Raw genomic sequence first — 16,171 nt, forward strand, 5'->3', positions numbered from 1 at the left:
TACTCAACCCTGCTGATAAATGTCTAATGCGTCCGCGCCGCTGGCGCCCTGGTGAATAATCGCCATCAGCGCTTTCACCACGCGTGACGGATTATCGTGTTGATACACGTTCCGGCCGTAGACCATGCCGCTGGCACCTTGCGCCATCAGTGCGGCACTTTTGGCCAGCACCGGTGCCAGTTCGCCTTTGCCACCCCCGCGCACCAGTGTTGGACAGCGCGCCGCTTCCACCACGCGGTGAAAATCTTCCACGTTCTCCGTGGGGTCGGCTTTGATGATGTCTGCGCCGAGTTCACGCGCCAGACGCACCAGCGGCACGATTTTTTCTACATCACCGAGCGAACCGTAAGCCGCACCTTGTCCGGCCGGTGCCATCACCAATGGTTCAATCATCAGCGGCATCGCATAGCGATCGCAGGCTTGGCGCAGACGACCAATATTCTCCACGCACATGCGAAAAATGCCGGGTTCATCGGGGATCAGATAGAGATTGACCACCACCGCAGCCGCATCCATCTGCAACGCCGCGAGGATCGGTTCATCCGGGTTGTGCAACACCGCCCACATTTCGCGATGGCGCGCGGCGTTATAGGCGTTACCGACATCCGTGCGCATCACCAGCGCGGGTTTGCGTCCCGCAACCTGCTGCAACAGATCGGCCTGGCCGTAATTCACCTGAATGGCATCCGGCTGAGCGGCGATCAGGTTCTCCATCACACCTTCGATATTCTCTAATCCAATCAAAAAGTCAGGCTCGTTGGCGATACCGTGATCGATGGCCACATCAAGGCACTTGCCGTGTTGAAACAGACGATTCATGCGGACTTTATTACTGACTAACATGGCGTGTTTCCTCCTGGAAAAGAGTGGGATTGAGACGGGTCAGACCGTGTTGACGTGCCAGACTTGCGCAGCAGCTGTGCAGATGGTGTTGCCGTTGCGTGCTGTTCCAGCCGCGCAGGTCGGCCATCAGTTCAGCAATTTCTGCCACCAGCGAGGGAGTTAATTCGCCGCAAATCGCCAGTGACGTGCGGCGCACCAGCAGGTCCTCAAGTTGCTGGACCTGCTCATGCTCAATTACATAGCGCAGCTCTAAGTCGCTATAACCCGCATGATGTTGCAGCGGCTGTTCGCCCTGTTGCTGGATAATTTGCAGGATTGGCAGGGCGCGGCTGCCATAACGCCGGACTAACTGCGACACGCGGGATAGCGGCAATGAATACTGCTGGGCGAGTTGGGCAAGCCACGCAGTTTGCCCGGACGGTGCAGGGAAGTCGCGTCCGCCGCCGATGGGCAGTTCGCCGCTCGACACACGGCGTTTTCGCCAATCAAACGCAATACCCGATCCGCGGCTTCTTCACCAAACTGACGGAAGGTGGTCCATTTTCCGCCGACCAGGCATAGCAGGCTGTAAGCATGTGCAGCATCGGGTGGCAGCAACACCAGAGAGTGATTGCGCGAGATCTGCCCGTTAACTTTGGCGTCGCTGGCCGGAAGCGGGCGCACACCGCAGAAGGTGTAAACGATCGACGACTCCGGCACCACAATGTTCGGGAAAACAAAGCGCAACGATTCAAGAATGTAGGCTTTTTCCGCCTCTTCACACACCACGCTATCTGGATCGTCCACGCGGATGTCCGTGGAGCCGAGCAGCACCTTGCCAAACCACGGAAACATAATGCAGACGCGGCCTTCCTGATTCTCGAAATAGACCATCTCGCCGTCGAGCAGGTGTAACAGGTCAGGGTGATCGATGATCAAATGCGAACCCTTGGTCCCGCCAATCAGTTTGGAGAATTGGTCAGTGGGCGCCAGACGCTGATTGAGCTGATCTATCCACGCGCCGCCGGCATTCACCAACACATGCGGCTGAAGGGTAAAGCGCTCGCCGCTGAGCGCATCCTGCAAAGTGACGGATTCGCCATCGGCGCTGACCAGTTGCAGATAATTCAGCGCCAGCGCATCCGGGCAGGCACGCTCGGCATCTTCAATCAATTCATAGCCCAGTCGTTCCGGCGCACAGATCCACGCATCGTAGTAGCTGGCGCTGTATTTCACCCAGGGAGCAAAGGCGGGCCAGCGATCGCGCGTGGCCGCCTCGCCGCGCACCTGATGTTTGGGCATTGAGCCGAACTGTCTGGTGTAGACATCGTAAATACTCAGGCCGGTTTTGATCAGTAGTGCGCCGCGCCGCGTGGGTTTGTCGCTCAGACGCAGAAAACGCCGCGTGGCATTGATCAAGCCGCCGCCGAGGTTGTCGATGGGAACGGTGGTGCGTAGCGGGAAAACATAGTGCGCCGCATTTTTTAGCAGCCGGTCGCGTTCAATCACAGACTCTTTTACCAGCGTAAACTCGCCGGTTTCCAGATAGCGCAATCCACCGTGGATCATACGTGACAGCGCACCGCTGGCCGCCTGGCACCAGTCACCTTTTTCCACCAATATCGCCGGGATACCCTGCAATGCCAGTTCGCGAAAGGTGCTGATGCCATTGATGCCGCCGCCGACAATGAGTACCGGCGAGGTAGTGCGCTGTCGCAGTGCGCTGAGTCGCTGCTCGCGTGTTGCATTATTCTCCATGGGTTGCTCCCCGGCTCTTGGCCATTTCGAGTACGCCTGCTGCAGTGGATTCGTCGGTGACCATGCCTTTCAGCCACTGGCCTTGCAGCGCACAGTAGATTGGATCCACCTTGTCGCGTCCGGCCACCACCGCCATAGAAAAGGGAATACGTTGTAGCTCCGATAAGGTCAGTCCAACCAGACGCTGATTGGCGTCAAACGGCGCGGGCTTGCCTTGAGCATCCAAAAGCCAGGCCAACAGTTCACTGCGTGCGCCACTGGTTTCAATGCTGGCGGATGCGTGACGAGCGGCCAGATTCAAATCGTAGTAACTGGAACTGTCGCTGTGAATAGAACCAAGACCGACCACTGCTAGCGTGGCGTTACGCGCTTTATCCAGCACCCTGTCAACGGCACTGATGCCCATCAACATGTCACGTTCAGCAGCGGAGTCAGTGAAGAGCGGGGCGTGAATTTGCCAGGCATGGCCGCCAAGCCGAGCTGCCATTTCAGAGGCAACATGATTCACGTCGGTATAATGCTTCCCTTGCACGCAACCCAATGCAGGCACGACCTGAACATCGTATTTGCGCGAAGGATGAAGTGCCTCCACCAGAGCGCTCACGCCTTTGCCACCGGTAATCGCAATGACATCTCCATCTTTCAGACGTGATAACAAATAGTCCGCTGCCGCCCCGCCTACCATTTGTAAGCTCTGCTCGTCACTGCGCGCAACGTTGGGTGCCACCACCACCTGTTGTAGCTGCCCCCATTGTTGCAAATCGCTTTCAAGTTGGTGAGCCGAAAGCCAGGGCGATTTAATGGTAATCTCCACCATGCCGCTCTCTTTACCCTGACGAATCAGACGATTCACGCTGGCGACCGACAATCCGGTTTCCACCGCAATCTCAGACTGCTTTTTTCCATCGAGGTAATACATCACCAATACCTGATAGATCTGACGTGCGCTATGAAACGCAGGATGTTCACTGTCGAATTCCATCGATGTTGCGTCCTTATGCTGCACGGTATTTATTCAGCAGGTGGTCAATCGACACCGCAGCCAGCAGAATCAAGCCTTTAATCAAGTCCTGCCAGTAGACGGAAACATTAATCAGGATTAATGAGCTGGTCACAATGGAGAGCAGCGCGACGCCTAAAACCGCACCCAGAATCGAGCCGGTGCCGCCTTTCAGGCTCGCGCCACCAATTACGGCTGCCGCAATGACGTTAAGCTCCATACCTACCCCAAAAGTTGGAGTAGCAGAACCAAGCCGAGCCATATAAATGATGCCCGCCACGCCTGCCAGCGTTGAGGTGAGTACCGTGACCCACAGTTTGATGCGGTTGATGTTGATGCCGGAATAGGCCGCCGCACGCTCATTGCTGCCGGTATAAAATACTTTGCGGAACAGCGCGGCTTTGCGCAGCAGGAAATCGAACAGGGCGACAAGTACAAAGAACAACAGGATGACAAACGGAATGCCCCACAGCGCGCCCTGACCGAGGAATTTGAAACTGACGGGAAGTGTAAACAACGACAGCGGCGTGCCCTGAGTGATGATCATGCAAAGCCCGCGCACAATTACCATCGCTGCCAGCGAGGCGATAAAATGACTCAGGCCAATTTTGGTCACCGTTAATCCCATCAGCAAGCCCACCAGTGCGGCGGCAAATATTCCGCCAAGGCTAGCCAGCCAGGGATCGACCCCGCTGAGGAACAGTTGTCCCGCTACGACCATAGAAAGGCAAACCACGGCGCCGACTGAGAGATCGATACCACCGACGATCAGCAATATCGTCATACCGATAACCACAATGCCTTCAATCGAAAACGACAGCAGCATCGCTTTCATATTGGCCCACGTTAGGAAGTAAGGTGAGATAAAACTCATCACGATAAAGATTAACGAGATGATTACGATTAGTCCGATTTCCCGCTGCTTATGCAGGCCGCCAAACAACGACAGCCGGGATTTGCCTGCATTGGGCAAGGTGGTATTCATGGTCATAGGGCCTCCACTTCAGGGATGATGCCTGCCGCCAGTCTCATCAGATTCTCTTCAGTCATCGCATTGCCGGTTACTTCACCGCTGATGTGCCCTTCATGAATCACGATAATGCGGTCACACAAACCGATCAGTTCTTGTAACTCTGACGAAATTACCGCTAATCCGACACCGTTGTGCGCCAACTGGGCGAGAATCTGGTAGATCTCTGCCTTGGCGCTAACATCTACACCACGTGTGGGTTCATCAAGAAAGACTATTTCAGGGTGGACCGACAGCACGCGAGCCAGCGCCACTTTTTGCTGATTACCGCCAGACAGCGACGAGACCGGGTCGCTCAATTTGCCGCGCTTCAGTTTTACCTGCTGCGCCAGCGCTTCCGCCTGTGCACGCTCGCGGCTCGGGCTTAGCGTTAATCCGCCGTGGCTAATGGCGCGGATATCCAGCGCGAGATATTCCAGTCAATCGGCATTGCCAAAAACAACCCGGCATCCTTGCGATCTTCAGATAAATAAACCATGCGCTGCTGAATACTGGCGGCGTAATCCTTCAGTTTTACCGGCTGGCCTTTGATGCGAACCGTGCCGTGAGTCACCGGCTGCAATGCGCACACACCTTGAGCAATTTCACTCCGGCCTGCGCCCATCAAGCCACCGATGCCGAGAATTTCGCCCGGATGCAGATCGAAGTTGATGTCGTAAAAACGCTGACTATCGCTAAGCGCTCGTACTTCCAGCAACGGTGCGGCACTGTGGGGAGGGCGTTTATCAGGATAGAGTTGCGACAGTTCACGACCAACCAAACGGGTAATCACTTCGTCCGGCGTCATACTACTCAGCGGGGCACTGTGTACTGTGCGGCCATCGCGCAGAATGGTGATGTGCTGACAGATCGCGAAAATCTCCGCCATGCGATGACTGATATACACCACCGTGATGCCTTGATCGCGCAGTTGACGCACGATGGTAAACAGCGTCTGCGCCTCTGGTTCAGTCAGAGCGGCGGTGGGTTCATCCAAAATCAACAAACGACAGTCCAGGGTCAGCGCTTTGGCAATTTCCACCAACTGCTGCTGTGATAACGATAGCTCCCTGACCTTTTTACTCACTGGAATCGGAGCAAGGCGATTCATAACCTGCTGCGCTTTATCCCTCAAAGTTGTATGCGGTAACAGAAAACCGCGCTGCTGATGCGCCATCCAGATATTTTCATACACGCTGATATCCGGGCACAGCGCTATCTCCTGATGCACCAGGCCGATCCCCAACCTCTGCGCCTCACGCGGTGAGCGAATGGTTACGGGCTGTCCATCCAAGACTATCTCACCGCTGTCGGGGCGCAAAATGCCATCAATGATATTCATCAGCGTTGATTTACCCGCGCCGTTTTCACCGGCAAGCGCATGAATTTCACCGGCCCTTAGTGTCAGATCAACGTCCTGCAGCGCCCGCACCGCGCCGAAACTTTTAGTGATGCCGCGTAACTCAAGCAGTGCCGTCATCATCGTCCCCTTACTCATTGATGCCTTTGGTTCCACGGCGTTTCAGGTAACGGTCCCAGCGAAAATCATCAGCATTCTCTTTGGTTACCACGGCATATCCGTTATCGAGGATAGGGAAAGAGAAAGGATTTACGCCGTTGCGTTTGGCATCGTTCATTGGGTCGATTAACTCAGGGTGTGCGGCGAGGAACAACGTCATAAAGCCCATGTAGCCTTGAATGCCCTGATTGGGGTTGATGGCGCCAAACACCTCGCCGCTTTTGATCATGTCCAGCACTTTGGCATTGACATCCACAGTCATCACTTTCACTTTGCCACCATTCTCCACCACCGCTTGCGCGGCACCAATGGCGGAACTCGCTTCGGGCATGAAGATGCCTTTCAGATTAGGATTCGCTTGCAACATCGACAACACTGCATTGTAGGCTTTAGACGGGTCCTGATTGGTGGCGGCACGCGCGACAAGCTTGCTGTCAGGAAACGCGGTTTTCATCTCATTGATAAAAGCCGTTACCCGACGGTCATGGTTATCCTGGCCGGGATTCTCCAGCACGGCATACTCCGCGCCTTTGCCCATGGCTTTACCCAATTCATCGGCGGCGGCTTTACCTTCACGGAAGTTGTCTGAAGTGATGTAAGCGACGCGCTTGCTGTTGGGAGAGTCGGCAGCGAACGTGACCACCGGAATGCCCATCTCTGCCGCACGATTAATCGGTTCGATAAACGGATCGGGGTTCATCGGATGGAGGAAAATCCCGGCGGGTTTCTGCGCCAGAATCTGTTCGAAACTGGACAACTGCTGGTTGACGTCGTAGGCCGGCGTGCCACCGTAAACCGTTTTACAGCCCAATTGATGCGCAGCCTGTTTAAACATCTCGTATACCGGGAACCAATATTCAACCCCGGTGACCATGACGTTCATGTAGTAGGTTTCGCCAGGTTTGCAGCGGAACTGTGGTGATTCATCGGCGGCACGTGCGGTGCTGGCGAATGTACTGGCAAATGCAAGGCTAGCCAGAAGGATGGCGATTTTTTTCATGTTTTTCCCCGGAGCAGGCGCTGAATTTTGGGGGCTCAGCCGTGACGACTTAACGCGGAAAAACGAGCCGGGGTTCACTTTGAAAATTATTTCTAATGCATGAAATAATTTTCATAAGCTATAAAAGCTGGCGGAAAAAAGATCAATTAATGGTTAATGAAATGTTTCGCGGTTGTGATCTCCTTCACTTTCCCGCAGATAGCAGAACATTTGGTTAGGTGAAACCGTGGCGGGATTTTATAATCACGCGCTGAAATTGTGGCTAACTGAAAGAAAAGGAATTTTCATGCGTTTATCCCTTACCGCGCTCACGCTTTTGGCGAGCAGCAGCGTCCTCGCACAAACCCCTTCACCTGACGCCATCATCAAACCGTTGATGCAGCAGTACCAAATTCCAGGCATGGCGGTGGCTATCTTGCACGATGGTAAAACCGAGTTTTACAACTACGGTGTGGCATCCAAAGAAACTCAACAGCCGATTACCGCGCAAACCTTGTTTGAAATCGGGTCACTCAGCAAAACTTTTACCGCTACCTTAGCGAGCTATGCGGCTCAGCAGAAAAAACTGCAGTTTAGTGATAAAGCCAGCACATGGTTGCCGGAATTAAAGGGCAGCGCTTTTGATCAGGTGTCATTGCTCAACCTCGCCACCCACACCTCGGGTACGCCGCTGTTTGTGCCGGATGATGTGACCAATCAGCAGCAGCTGATGAACTGGTACAAACACTGGAAGCCACAAGCTGAGCCGGGCACACAGCGTGTTTACTCCAATCTGGGGATTGGCATGCTTGGCATGATTGCCGCCAAAAGTTTGCATCAGCCGTTTATCAGCGCAATGGAGCAGCAACTGTTACCCGCGATGGGCATGCAGCACACTTATGTTCAGGTGCCAAAGTCAGCGATGGGCCAATATGCGCAAGGCTACAACAAGCAAGACAAGCCGGTGCGTGTCACGCCGGGCCCGTTGGACGCGGAATCCTATGGGCTGAAATCGACATCAGCTGACTTGATTCGTTGGCTGGCGATCCAACTGGATGAACAGAAAGTGACGACCGAATGGCAGCAGGCGATTGCCACCACGCATCAGGGCTACTACAAAACCGAAGCGTTCACGCAGGCGATGATGTGGGAATACTATCCGCTGCCTGTCTCGTCTCAGCAGTTGGTGGAAGGCAACAGCGGTCAGCGCATTATGAAAGGGATGGCGGCCACGTTAATAACGCCACCGCAGGCTGCACCTCAACAGGCCTGGTATAACAAAACCGGTTCGACCAATGGCTTCTCGACCTACGCGGTGTTTATTCCGTCACAGAAAATCGCGGTAATTATGCTGGCGAATAAATGGTTCCCGAATGACGATCGCGTTATCGCGGCGGACAAAATTATTCAGGCGTTGGGTCACTAACGGATTAATGGGCGCGCCCCGGTGCGCCCAATTAAACGGCAACTTACTTTCGTGCATCCAATGCGAGTTTGACGGCCATTCCCGCCAGCACTGTGCCCATCAACCAGCGCTGCAAACGTTGCCAACTGGGCCGAGCCAGTAAAAAAGTCGAGACCTGGCCGGCAGTAGTAATGAAAATCGCATTGACCGTCAGGCTAATCACAATTTGCGTGACGCCCAATATCAGTGACTGCATCAGCACGCTACCGTGATGCGGGCTAATGAACTGCGGCAACAGCGACAGAAACATCATGGCGATTTTCGGGTTAGCGAGGTTGGTGAGGAAACCCATGGTGAACAATTTACGTGGATTATCGGCGGGAAGATCGCGCACCGCGAAAGGCGAGCGACCGCCTGGTTTGAGTGCCTGCCACGCAAGATACAGCAAATAGAGTGCACCACCGAAACGCAGCGCATCATAGGCCCATGGCACGGCGAGCAGCCACGCGGTGATACCCAGCGCCGCGCACAGCATATAAAACACAAAACCTAACGCGACGCCGCCGAGGGAAATATATCCCGCCCGCTTTCCCTGGCACAGCGAACGCGAAACCAGGTAGATCATATTGGGGCCGGGAGTGAGCACCAATCCCAACGCCACCAAGGCAAACGCTAACCAACTCGACAGTTCTGGCATGCAACACTCCTTGCGTTATTTTTTGCGATTATGGCGTGAAGCTGGCCTATCAGGCAACGCACGTTTTCAGACTGACAACAGGAATAAGCTGCGTTACTTTGGCTCGGCTTATTTCATTTAAAAGGGAGATAAAAATGACTGTTCCTGTTGTGGCATTACTGACGGCAAAACCGGGCTGCGAAGATAAAGCTGAGCAATTATTTCGTGGTGTTATCGAAGAGACGCTGCGCGAAGAAGGATGTATTACCTATCAGCTAAACATTGATAGCCAGAATCCGCGCCGCTTCGTCTGGACAGAAGAGTGGGCAAGCCAGGAATTGCTGGATAAGCACCTGAAAGCACCCCATATCGTTAAATTGTTCGCGGATCTTGAGCCGCTGTTAGAACAAGCCGAAGTCGTAGCGTTGCGCAAAGTCGCTGGTGGCAATGCGTAACACAGAATAAGCAGACTTCGGTCTGCTTTATTTTTGGTTCTGATATGAAGTGCTTCACTTCAGAATATAAAGGAGACAAGAGTGAGAACACAAAAGCGCTGTATGGGATATATCGCTATCGTGGTGGATGATTATGATAGCGCGATTGAATATTACACGCAAAAGCTGGGTTTCCACCTCATCGAAGACACACCGCAACCGGGTAAGCGCTGGGTCGTGGTCAATCCCAATCCGCAGAGCGATTGTAATTTGCTGCTGGCGCAGGCATCGAATGAGCGCCAGCAAGGATTTATCGGTAATCAATGCGGCGGCCGGGTTTTTCTGTTTTTACAAACGGATAACTTCTGGCGCGATTACCATCAGATGAAAGCCAATGGCGTCACTTTCTGTGAAGAACCTCGTGAAGAAGAGTATGGCACGGTCGTGGTCTTCGAGGATTTATACGGCAACCGCTGGGATCTTTATCAGAACAAATGACTGGCCGGTAAAGAATCGCGTTCAAAATGCGGGCTTCGTACAGCGGTTGAGCGGGCGGTAATGAAAACCGGAGATAATCTGGTTACCCACTTTAAACAGATAGATTCGGGCAGTGAATTTCTCGTCGGCCAATGGATCAATATACTTCCCGATGGCGGGATCCTGCGTATCGGGGCCCGCAATGCGAAAAGATTTGGTGGTGGAAACCGTGACGGAATCGGGGTGATAGTCATAATCAAAGTTCACGGTGCGATCAACATTAATCCTGCTTTCCACACCCTGCGGCGACATAAACGCCAGATAAGCATTTAAATGACCTTCACGACTGCCGCTTAAAATATCCCAATAGCCATGGCTCACCACAGTGCGGTCGGGTTCATCGTAGATGATATAGGTCTCGGCCCGGCAATCGCCGGAGAATGGCCGTAAAAAATAGGGCAGCGAGAACCAGCCAAGGAACATCGCCACCAGGCAACATGCCGCAGAAACAGCGATCTTCATGGATGGTTTCTCCCGATAACTGCAAATGTCTGGCAAGTGGATGTCGCCAGTTCAAGTTCGCCATCGCAGACAAAGAAATTAATCGAGTTGCCATGGTCGGCATTGATATAAATCTTGCTGTGCGGCGTGATAGCTATTTGCATTTTATTCAGCCAGTAATTAACGCGTGCTGCCGATTCGGCATTGCCATTTTCCACGTAATGCGAAAATAAGAAGGTGTGCCCGTTAAGTTGGATGGGTTGGCCATAACTCAGTGGATGAACAAATTGCTGGCCGCGAAACAGGGCGCCCGCTATAAAAAACAGGCAGGAAATACCCAGCGTAATAAGAATTAATCTTATTTTTGATGATTTATTTTTTAGGTCTGATGCCGGTGCTAACGGCACAGATAACTCTGATAATTCTCTTTCTTCTATAGCGGGGCTGTGGGGTTCCGGTAACGTATAGTTCTGCGAGTCTGAAATCAGCGTGATGCAATCGGGTTTTAGCCGATAGCCCATGTATCCCAATGTTTCGAGGATATCTTCTTCAATATCCAGTGATGCGAGCGATTTTCGAATGCGAAAAAGGGTTTGTCGCACGGTATTATCGGAGACCACGGTGCCATGCTTTTTCCAGCAGGCGTCATGTAATGCTTCTTTGGAAACGATATTGCCTTCGTGCTCACACAGGTACATCAGGCATATTTTACTTTGCCTGCTAAGGATAATCTCTTTATCTTCCAGCCTGATCAGACCGGTATCGGTAAAAAAATCATTGTCACTTCGGCTAAATCCCCGCTGCGCATCATCAAGGCGCGTTCTCTATTGAGCTGATTATAACACGGTCTGACAAAAGGTCGTGCTGACGACAATGAACGGGCAGGTAACAACCTTGTCACAGGGTTAACATCATGATTTATAAGATAAAAATAATCATATCGGTGACTTTCAAGTGACATTTCCGTAAGCGTATTGAAAGCGCGCATATAGGCGAATAATATGCGCATCAGATTAATCGCATAGCATTATCTCATATCGTTCAGATGAATCTGTAATGATTGCATATTGACGTGATTACAATTGAGGAGCATCAACAATGCATAGCGCCATTAAAATAACGACAAATAAGATTAAAAATAAAAACATCGCTATCATGACGCCCAGCGCGATCACTTTCTATGGCATTCGCGCCATGTTAACCACATTGAATGGTGTCACGGTTACCCATCATCCCATCCAAACGCATGATGAACAGATCAGTATCGTTGATAAAGATTTAGATCTTATCATTATCGACACTGAGGTAGGAAATGCAGATGTTATCTCGGTGCTAATAAAATCTTATTCGCCTACGGCATCAGTGATGATATTGACCCGTGCTACTGATATGCGGTTGTTGCAAAAATATAAAAAACTGGCAGTGCAGGCAATATTAAACAGAAAAAGCAGTCAGCGCGAGGTTGAAGATGCGGTAACTGCGGTACTTGAGCATCGAGTTTGGGGATTTGAAGCTAAAAACGCTATGCCGCAAAAGGGGGCATCTCCACGACAATTATTCTCATCAAGAATGTATGAAGAAGCGATGCTTTCACTCAGCACCACGGAAAGAACGATCATCCGCTCAATCTATCGCGGTCGAACCGTAACGGATATTGCCGTTGCCAAAGATAAAAGTATTAAAACCGTTAGCAGCCAAAAACAGGCTGCAATGCGCAAATTGAATGTGAAAAATCTGGCTGAACTCCATCAACGCTATCACGCCTGGCTGGAGTAGCGCGCACCCGGTCATTGCCTTCCAGCACACCATTGATCAATCCAACATCTCTTCACACCGGAGGTTCCCTCCGGTGAACTTACGTTTGAAAGCCTCAGCCACGATTTAATGTGATGCATTTCATAAAATAGCGCCTTGCGGTTTGGTGAAATGACGCTCAGTTGTTATGAGTGAAACTCAATTAAGTTTCATTCGAAGCAATTGGAGCGACAAAATGAATACATCTTTTACTTCTGTACAACAACCTGAAGATGCTAAGCATCAGATACGCTTGATGAAGATGGCGCTCAGAGAGCAAATTGGCGATGTTGAGGGACTGTTTGAGCAGGTCAGAAGCAAAATTCTTAGCGAAATTGCTGCAGCGCGTGAGGAAGAAGCGCGCAACGGCACCGCATGGCCGCAGATCCATTGGGAGGATATTGCTGCTGGGCGCATTTCCGATGAGGTGAAGGATCATATTCGTCGTCGCGGTTGCGTAGTGGTCAAACAAACCTTTACGCGTGAACAGGCGCTGAATTGGGATGCCTCGATGCTCGAATACCTTGATAAGAATGATTTTGATGAAGTCTATAAGGGGCCAGGTGACAACTTCTTTGGCAGTCTCGATGCCTCACGCCCTGAAATTTATCCAATCTACTGGAGTGAAGCGCAGATGTCGGCGCGTCAGAGCGACGCCATGGCAAAAACACAGTCATTCCTGAATCGCCTGTGGACCTTCGAATCCCAGGAAACGCGCTGGTTCGATCCCGATGTCAGCATTATCTATCCGGATCGTATTCGCCGTCGTTTACCGGGTACAACATCAAAAGGGCTGGGCGCGCATACCGATTCTGGCGCGCTGGAACGCTGGTTACTGCCGGCTTATCAGCAGGTGTTCAGTAAAATTTTCAATAACCAGTTCGAGCAATACGATCCCTGGTATGCGGCACATCGCACAGAAGTGAATGAATATCAGGCCGGCACCACCACCAAATGTTCCGTGTTCCGCACTTTCCAGGGCTGGACTGCGCTGTCAGATATGCAACTCGGCCAGGGCTTGCTGCATGTGGTGCCGGTTCCGGAAGCGATGGCCTATTTGTTGCTGCGTCCGCTAATGAAAGATGTGCCGGAGGATGAACTCTGCGGCGTTGCGCCGGGCAAAGTACTGCCCATCTCAGAGCAGTGGCATCCGGAACTCATCAAGGGACTGTGTTCCATTCCGGCAATGGAAGCGGGAGATTCTGTCTGGTGGCACTGTGATGTCATCCATTCGGTTGCACCCGTTGAGGATCAGCAAGGTTGGGGCAATGTGATGTACATTCCGGCTGCACCTCTGTGCGAGAAGAATGCTGCCTATGCCACACTGGTTGCTCAGGCATTGGCAACCGGCGCCTCACCGGGTGATTTCCCTAAAGAGGACTATGAAGCCAACTGGCGCGATCGTTTTACCCTCGACGCGTTAAACAGCAACGGTCGTCGCAGTCTCGGCTTAGATTAAGTTTCTGGTAAGCTGAATAAAATTTTAATTGAAGCAGGCATTATGAACGCACGTCATCAGCACATTATCCAACTGGTCAGCGAACGCGGTAGCGTCAGCGTCAATGAACTGGCGCAAACCACCGGCGTTTCTGAAGTGACAGTGCGTCAGGATCTGAATGTACTGGAGAAAGGCGGCTTTCTGCGCCGCGTGCACGGTTCAGCCGTGGCGCCAGAAAGCGACGATGTTGGCGCACGCATGCAAACGCGTTTTGCCGTCAAAAACGTCTGGCGGAGTACGCCGCTTCGCTGGTTAACGCAGGTGAAACGGTGTTTATTGAAGGCGGCAGCACCAATGCTTTGCTGGCGCGCGAGCTAAGCGAACGCGGTGATATCACGATTATTACCGTCAGCCATTACATCGCAGGATTGCTGCGAGAAAAGGGCGGTGACGTGATCATCCTTGGCGGGCTGTTCCAAAAAAGCAGTGAGTCGGTGGTCGGGCCGCTGACGCGTTTGTGCATCCAGCACCTCAACTTCCATAAAGCGTTTATCGGTATTGACGGCTGGGATGCCGTCACCGGTTTTACCGGCCGCGACATGCTGCGCTGCGATGTGGTCAACGCCATCATGGAAAAGCAAACCCACACTGTGGCGCTCACCGATTCATCGAAATTTGGTCAGATACATCCCTTCGCTCTGGCTCCCACGCTGCCGTTTAAGCAGGTTATTACCGATAGCCAACTCTCTCCTGTATATCAGGATATATTGCGCCAGCAGCCAATGGAGTTAACGCTGATTTAGCGGCACCTTTCACCAACGTCCACAATTATCATTGTCATAATTAAGGATTACATGTTCTCCAATATCACCTCCAAAAGACTGCACTATCGCCAGTTAGTTGCCGATGACTGGCGATTCTTTCTCTCGCTGCAACAGGATGAGCGCGTGATGGGCTATGTGGCCGATCTGCAGCCTGAAGAAGAGATTCGACGTGACAGGTTCGAGATAAGATTGCCACGCTGGCAGAAAGGCAGCACCCATTGGTTGTGCCTGGTGATGATGGAGAAGGGGTATTCAGCGCCGTTAGGTGTCACCGGATTTATCGATCGCGGTGAAGGCGTTGCGGAAGTCGGTTTTTTGCTGGCAGCAGAGGCTCAGGGCAAAGGATTTGGCACGGAATCATTAGACGATATTGCACGTTATGCTCTGAGAAAACTGGGCTTCCGTAAGCTGGTTGCCACCGTAACAGCCGGGAATGAGCCCTCACGCAGAACGTTACTTAAAGTAGGATTCCAGCAGGAAGGGACCTTGCGGAAAAGTTATCATCTCGCAGGTGAGTGGCGGGACGATTGGGTGTTTGGATTATTCGCGGACGAACTGGCGCCCATCTAATCCGCGATCAACGCCTGTGCCGTTAACTCATCGGTAATTAATCCGGTCACCAAACCGCTGGCCAGCACCGCGCGGATCGCGTCGACTTTGCTTAATCCCCCCACCAGCGCGACAATTTCGGCGCGGTGGGCCAGGTCCAGTTCCACCGACAGCGTACGCGCCGTCAGGCTGTTGTGAATCATCTGTCCGTTAGCATCAAAGAAGTGACCAAGCAGTTCACCCACGGCGCCTGAAGCCGAGATATCGTTGATCTCAGTCTCATCGATCATGCCCGCCTCTACCAGCTGCGCGGCCGGTTCCACGGTGCCGATCCCCACCAGTTTCACCTCGCTCTGCGCCGCCATAGCAAACACTTCACTGACACCGCGCTGTTTCAGCAGCACATCCCGGTCTTCCTGAGTGTTGGCGAAAAACGGCACCGGCATCATGTAGGCCTGCGCACCGGTTTTTTCGGCAATGCGATGCATAACATCGTGTGGGTTGAGCGCATAGTTGCGCGTCAAACAACCGAGCAGCGAAACGAATCGCATATGCGGGGCGTCAATGCGCGGAAGTTGGTGGATGGCGGCAGAAAGGGTGCGGCCATGTCCCAGCCCCAGCGTAATCGCAGGCTGAGCCGTCAGGAGATTTCGCAGGTAATCCGCGCCGGCCATCCCCAATGCCCGCACTGGCAATCCTTCTTCACCGAGGTCAGGCGCGACCTGGCAAAAACGCAGGCCATACTGTTCGCGCAATCTGTCTTCCAGCGCCACGCATGCCACGATATCGCCATCAATCGACACCTTCACCGCACCTTCCGCGACCATTTTGGCAATCATGCGATGGGTTTTGACGGACGGTAATCCCAGACGCTTGGCAACTTCAGCCTGAGTCAGGCCGCCCACGTAGTGCAGCCAGGCGGCACGCAGGGCCAGAGAGTCATCGCGTTCAGCGGTGGTAGGAGCCGGTTTCATGTTTCATTTCCT

At 52.7% G+C, this 16,171-nt stretch carries 18 protein-coding genes and 1 pseudogene; 7 read left to right on the plus strand and 12 right to left on the minus strand.

Annotated features, from left to right (window positions below):
- Positions 1-3 precede the first annotated feature (3 nt).
- From HA45_RS26750 to HA45_RS26775, 8 genes are all read right to left on the minus strand, one after another.
- On the minus strand, positions 4-843 hold the full coding sequence (locus HA45_RS26750) for a class I fructose-bisphosphate aldolase (RefSeq protein ID WP_100700511.1): 840 nt from the start codon (positions 841-843) through the stop codon (positions 4-6).
- Positions 830-1,297, minus strand: a complete 468-nt coding sequence (locus HA45_RS28555; RefSeq protein ID WP_244563556.1) for a glycerol-3-phosphate dehydrogenase C-terminal domain-containing protein — start codon at positions 1,295-1,297, stop codon at positions 830-832. Before HA45_RS28555 ends, HA45_RS26750 begins: the two co-directional genes overlap by 14 nt.
- On the minus strand, positions 1,189-2,580 hold the full coding sequence (locus HA45_RS26755; RefSeq protein ID WP_244563543.1) for a glycerol-3-phosphate dehydrogenase/oxidase: 1,392 nt from the start codon (positions 2,578-2,580) through the stop codon (positions 1,189-1,191). The genes HA45_RS28555 and HA45_RS26755 overlap by 109 nt, the downstream gene beginning before the upstream one ends.
- Positions 2,570-3,562: a sugar-binding transcriptional regulator gene (locus tag HA45_RS26760; protein WP_100700509.1), complete on the minus strand. Its 993-nt coding sequence runs from the start codon at positions 3,560-3,562 to the stop codon at positions 2,570-2,572. Before HA45_RS26760 ends, HA45_RS26755 begins: the two co-directional genes overlap by 11 nt.
- 13 nt (positions 3,563-3,575) lie before the next feature.
- The gene (locus tag HA45_RS26765; protein ID WP_100700508.1) at positions 3,576-4,571 is read right to left on the minus strand and encodes an ABC transporter permease; all 996 of its coding nucleotides are present in this window, start codon (positions 4,569-4,571) and stop codon (positions 3,576-3,578) included.
- Complete coding sequence (locus HA45_RS28815) at positions 4,568-4,909, minus strand: ATP-binding cassette domain-containing protein (RefSeq protein ID WP_280174534.1); 342 nt, start codon at positions 4,907-4,909, stop codon at positions 4,568-4,570. The genes HA45_RS26765 and HA45_RS28815 overlap by 4 nt, the downstream gene beginning before the upstream one ends.
- Positions 4,910-4,980: 71 nt before the next feature.
- Positions 4,981-6,087, minus strand: a complete 1,107-nt coding sequence (locus tag HA45_RS26770; protein ID WP_211280928.1) for a sugar ABC transporter ATP-binding protein — start codon at positions 6,085-6,087, stop codon at positions 4,981-4,983.
- Positions 6,080-7,108 carry a substrate-binding domain-containing protein gene (locus HA45_RS26775; protein WP_100700506.1) on the minus strand — a complete coding sequence of 343 codons (1,029 nt, stop codon included), beginning with the start codon at positions 7,106-7,108 and terminating at the stop codon, positions 6,080-6,082. Before HA45_RS26775 ends, HA45_RS26770 begins: the two co-directional genes overlap by 8 nt.
- Positions 7,109-7,394: 286 nt before the next feature.
- Between HA45_RS26775 and ampC the strand changes: the two genes are divergently transcribed.
- The gene (gene ampC / locus HA45_RS26780; protein WP_100700505.1) at positions 7,395-8,513 is read left to right on the plus strand and encodes a class C beta-lactamase; all 1,119 of its coding nucleotides are present in this window, start codon (positions 7,395-7,397) and stop codon (positions 8,511-8,513) included.
- A 43-nt stretch (positions 8,514-8,556) separates the two neighbouring features.
- Here the strand turns inward: ampC and HA45_RS26785 are convergent, their stop codons facing one another.
- Complete coding sequence (locus tag HA45_RS26785) at positions 8,557-9,189, minus strand: LysE family translocator (RefSeq protein ID WP_100700504.1); 633 nt, start codon at positions 9,187-9,189, stop codon at positions 8,557-8,559.
- Between the two features lie 134 nt (positions 9,190-9,323).
- On the opposite strand from HA45_RS26785, the gene HA45_RS26790 reads away from it, so the two are divergent.
- Entirely contained in the window at positions 9,324-9,623 is a 300-nt protein-coding gene (locus HA45_RS26790; RefSeq protein WP_100700503.1) for a putative quinol monooxygenase, read from the plus strand.
- A gap of 81 nt (positions 9,624-9,704) precedes the next feature.
- On the plus strand, positions 9,705-10,100 hold the full coding sequence (locus tag HA45_RS26795; protein ID WP_100700502.1) for a VOC family protein: 396 nt from the start codon (positions 9,705-9,707) through the stop codon (positions 10,098-10,100).
- Positions 10,101-10,121: 21 nt separating this feature from the next.
- On the opposite strand, the gene HA45_RS26800 is transcribed toward HA45_RS26795, so the two are convergent.
- Positions 10,122-10,601, minus strand: coding sequence for a hypothetical protein (locus tag HA45_RS26800; RefSeq protein WP_100700501.1), 480 nt, complete (start codon positions 10,599-10,601; stop codon positions 10,122-10,124).
- Positions 10,598-11,335 carry a transcriptional regulator gene (locus HA45_RS26805; protein WP_366557371.1) on the minus strand — a complete coding sequence of 246 codons (738 nt, stop codon included), beginning with the start codon at positions 11,333-11,335 and terminating at the stop codon, positions 10,598-10,600. Before HA45_RS26805 ends, HA45_RS26800 begins: the two co-directional genes overlap by 4 nt.
- A gap of 343 nt (positions 11,336-11,678) precedes the next feature.
- Between HA45_RS26805 and HA45_RS26810 the strand changes: the two genes are divergently transcribed.
- The 4 genes and pseudogenes from HA45_RS26810 (at position 11,679) to HA45_RS26825 (ending at position 15,206) form a co-directional block, all read left to right on the plus strand.
- Positions 11,679-12,356, plus strand: coding sequence for a LuxR C-terminal-related transcriptional regulator (locus HA45_RS26810; RefSeq protein WP_100700499.1), 678 nt, complete (start codon positions 11,679-11,681; stop codon positions 12,354-12,356).
- A 214-nt stretch (positions 12,357-12,570) separates the two neighbouring features.
- Positions 12,571-13,833, plus strand: a complete 1,263-nt coding sequence (locus HA45_RS26815) for a DUF1479 domain-containing protein (protein ID WP_100700498.1) — start codon at positions 12,571-12,573, stop codon at positions 13,831-13,833.
- 42 nt (positions 13,834-13,875) lie between these two features.
- Positions 13,876-14,615: pseudogene (locus HA45_RS26820) on the plus strand (DeoR family transcriptional regulator).
- Between the two features lie 51 nt (positions 14,616-14,666).
- Complete coding sequence (locus tag HA45_RS26825; RefSeq protein WP_100700496.1) at positions 14,667-15,206, plus strand: GNAT family N-acetyltransferase; 540 nt, start codon at positions 14,667-14,669, stop codon at positions 15,204-15,206.
- Here HA45_RS26825 and HA45_RS26830 read toward each other — a convergent pair.
- A complete protein-coding gene (locus HA45_RS26830; protein ID WP_100700495.1) occupies positions 15,203-16,159 on the minus strand; it encodes a sugar-binding transcriptional regulator in 957 nt (318 codons plus the stop codon). The genes HA45_RS26825 and HA45_RS26830 overlap by 4 nt on opposite strands.
- Positions 16,160-16,171 lie beyond the last annotated feature (12 nt).

The organism is Pantoea rodasii, from assembly GCF_002095465.1.
GTDB classification, from domain to species: domain Bacteria; phylum Pseudomonadota; class Gammaproteobacteria; order Enterobacterales; family Enterobacteriaceae; genus Pantoea; species Pantoea rodasii.

Bases quoted from the DNA above. Each gene is read 5' to 3' on its own strand.
- HA45_RS26750 (WP_100700511.1), bottom strand. From the start codon at position 843: ATGTTAGTCAGTAATAAAGTCCGCATGAATCGTCTGTTTCAACACGGC.
- HA45_RS26755 (WP_244563543.1), bottom strand. From the start codon at position 2,580: ATGGAGAATAATGCAACACGCGAGCAGCGACTCAGCGCACTGCGACAG.
- HA45_RS26760 (WP_100700509.1), bottom strand. From the start codon at position 3,562: ATGGAATTCGACAGTGAACATCCTGCGTTTCATAGCGCACGTCAGATC.
- HA45_RS26765 (WP_100700508.1), bottom strand. From the start codon at position 4,571: ATGACCATGAATACCACCTTGCCCAATGCAGGCAAATCCCGGCTGTCG.
- HA45_RS26770 (WP_211280928.1), bottom strand. From the start codon at position 6,087: ATGAGTAAGGGGACGATGATGACGGCACTGCTTGAGTTACGCGGCATC.
- HA45_RS26775 (WP_100700506.1), bottom strand. From the start codon at position 7,108: ATGAAAAAAATCGCCATCCTTCTGGCTAGCCTTGCATTTGCCAGTACA.
- ampC (WP_100700505.1), top strand. From the start codon at position 7,395: ATGCGTTTATCCCTTACCGCGCTCACGCTTTTGGCGAGCAGCAGCGTC.
- HA45_RS26785 (WP_100700504.1), bottom strand. From the start codon at position 9,189: ATGCCAGAACTGTCGAGTTGGTTAGCGTTTGCCTTGGTGGCGTTGGGA.
- HA45_RS26790 (WP_100700503.1), top strand. From the start codon at position 9,324: ATGACTGTTCCTGTTGTGGCATTACTGACGGCAAAACCGGGCTGCGAA.
- HA45_RS26800 (WP_100700501.1), bottom strand. From the start codon at position 10,601: ATGAAGATCGCTGTTTCTGCGGCATGTTGCCTGGTGGCGATGTTCCTT.
- HA45_RS26810 (WP_100700499.1), top strand. From the start codon at position 11,679: ATGCATAGCGCCATTAAAATAACGACAAATAAGATTAAAAATAAAAAC.
- HA45_RS26815 (WP_100700498.1), top strand. From the start codon at position 12,571: ATGAATACATCTTTTACTTCTGTACAACAACCTGAAGATGCTAAGCAT.
- HA45_RS26825 (WP_100700496.1), top strand. From the start codon at position 14,667: ATGTTCTCCAATATCACCTCCAAAAGACTGCACTATCGCCAGTTAGTT.
- HA45_RS26830 (WP_100700495.1), bottom strand. From the start codon at position 16,159: ATGAAACCGGCTCCTACCACCGCTGAACGCGATGACTCTCTGGCCCTG.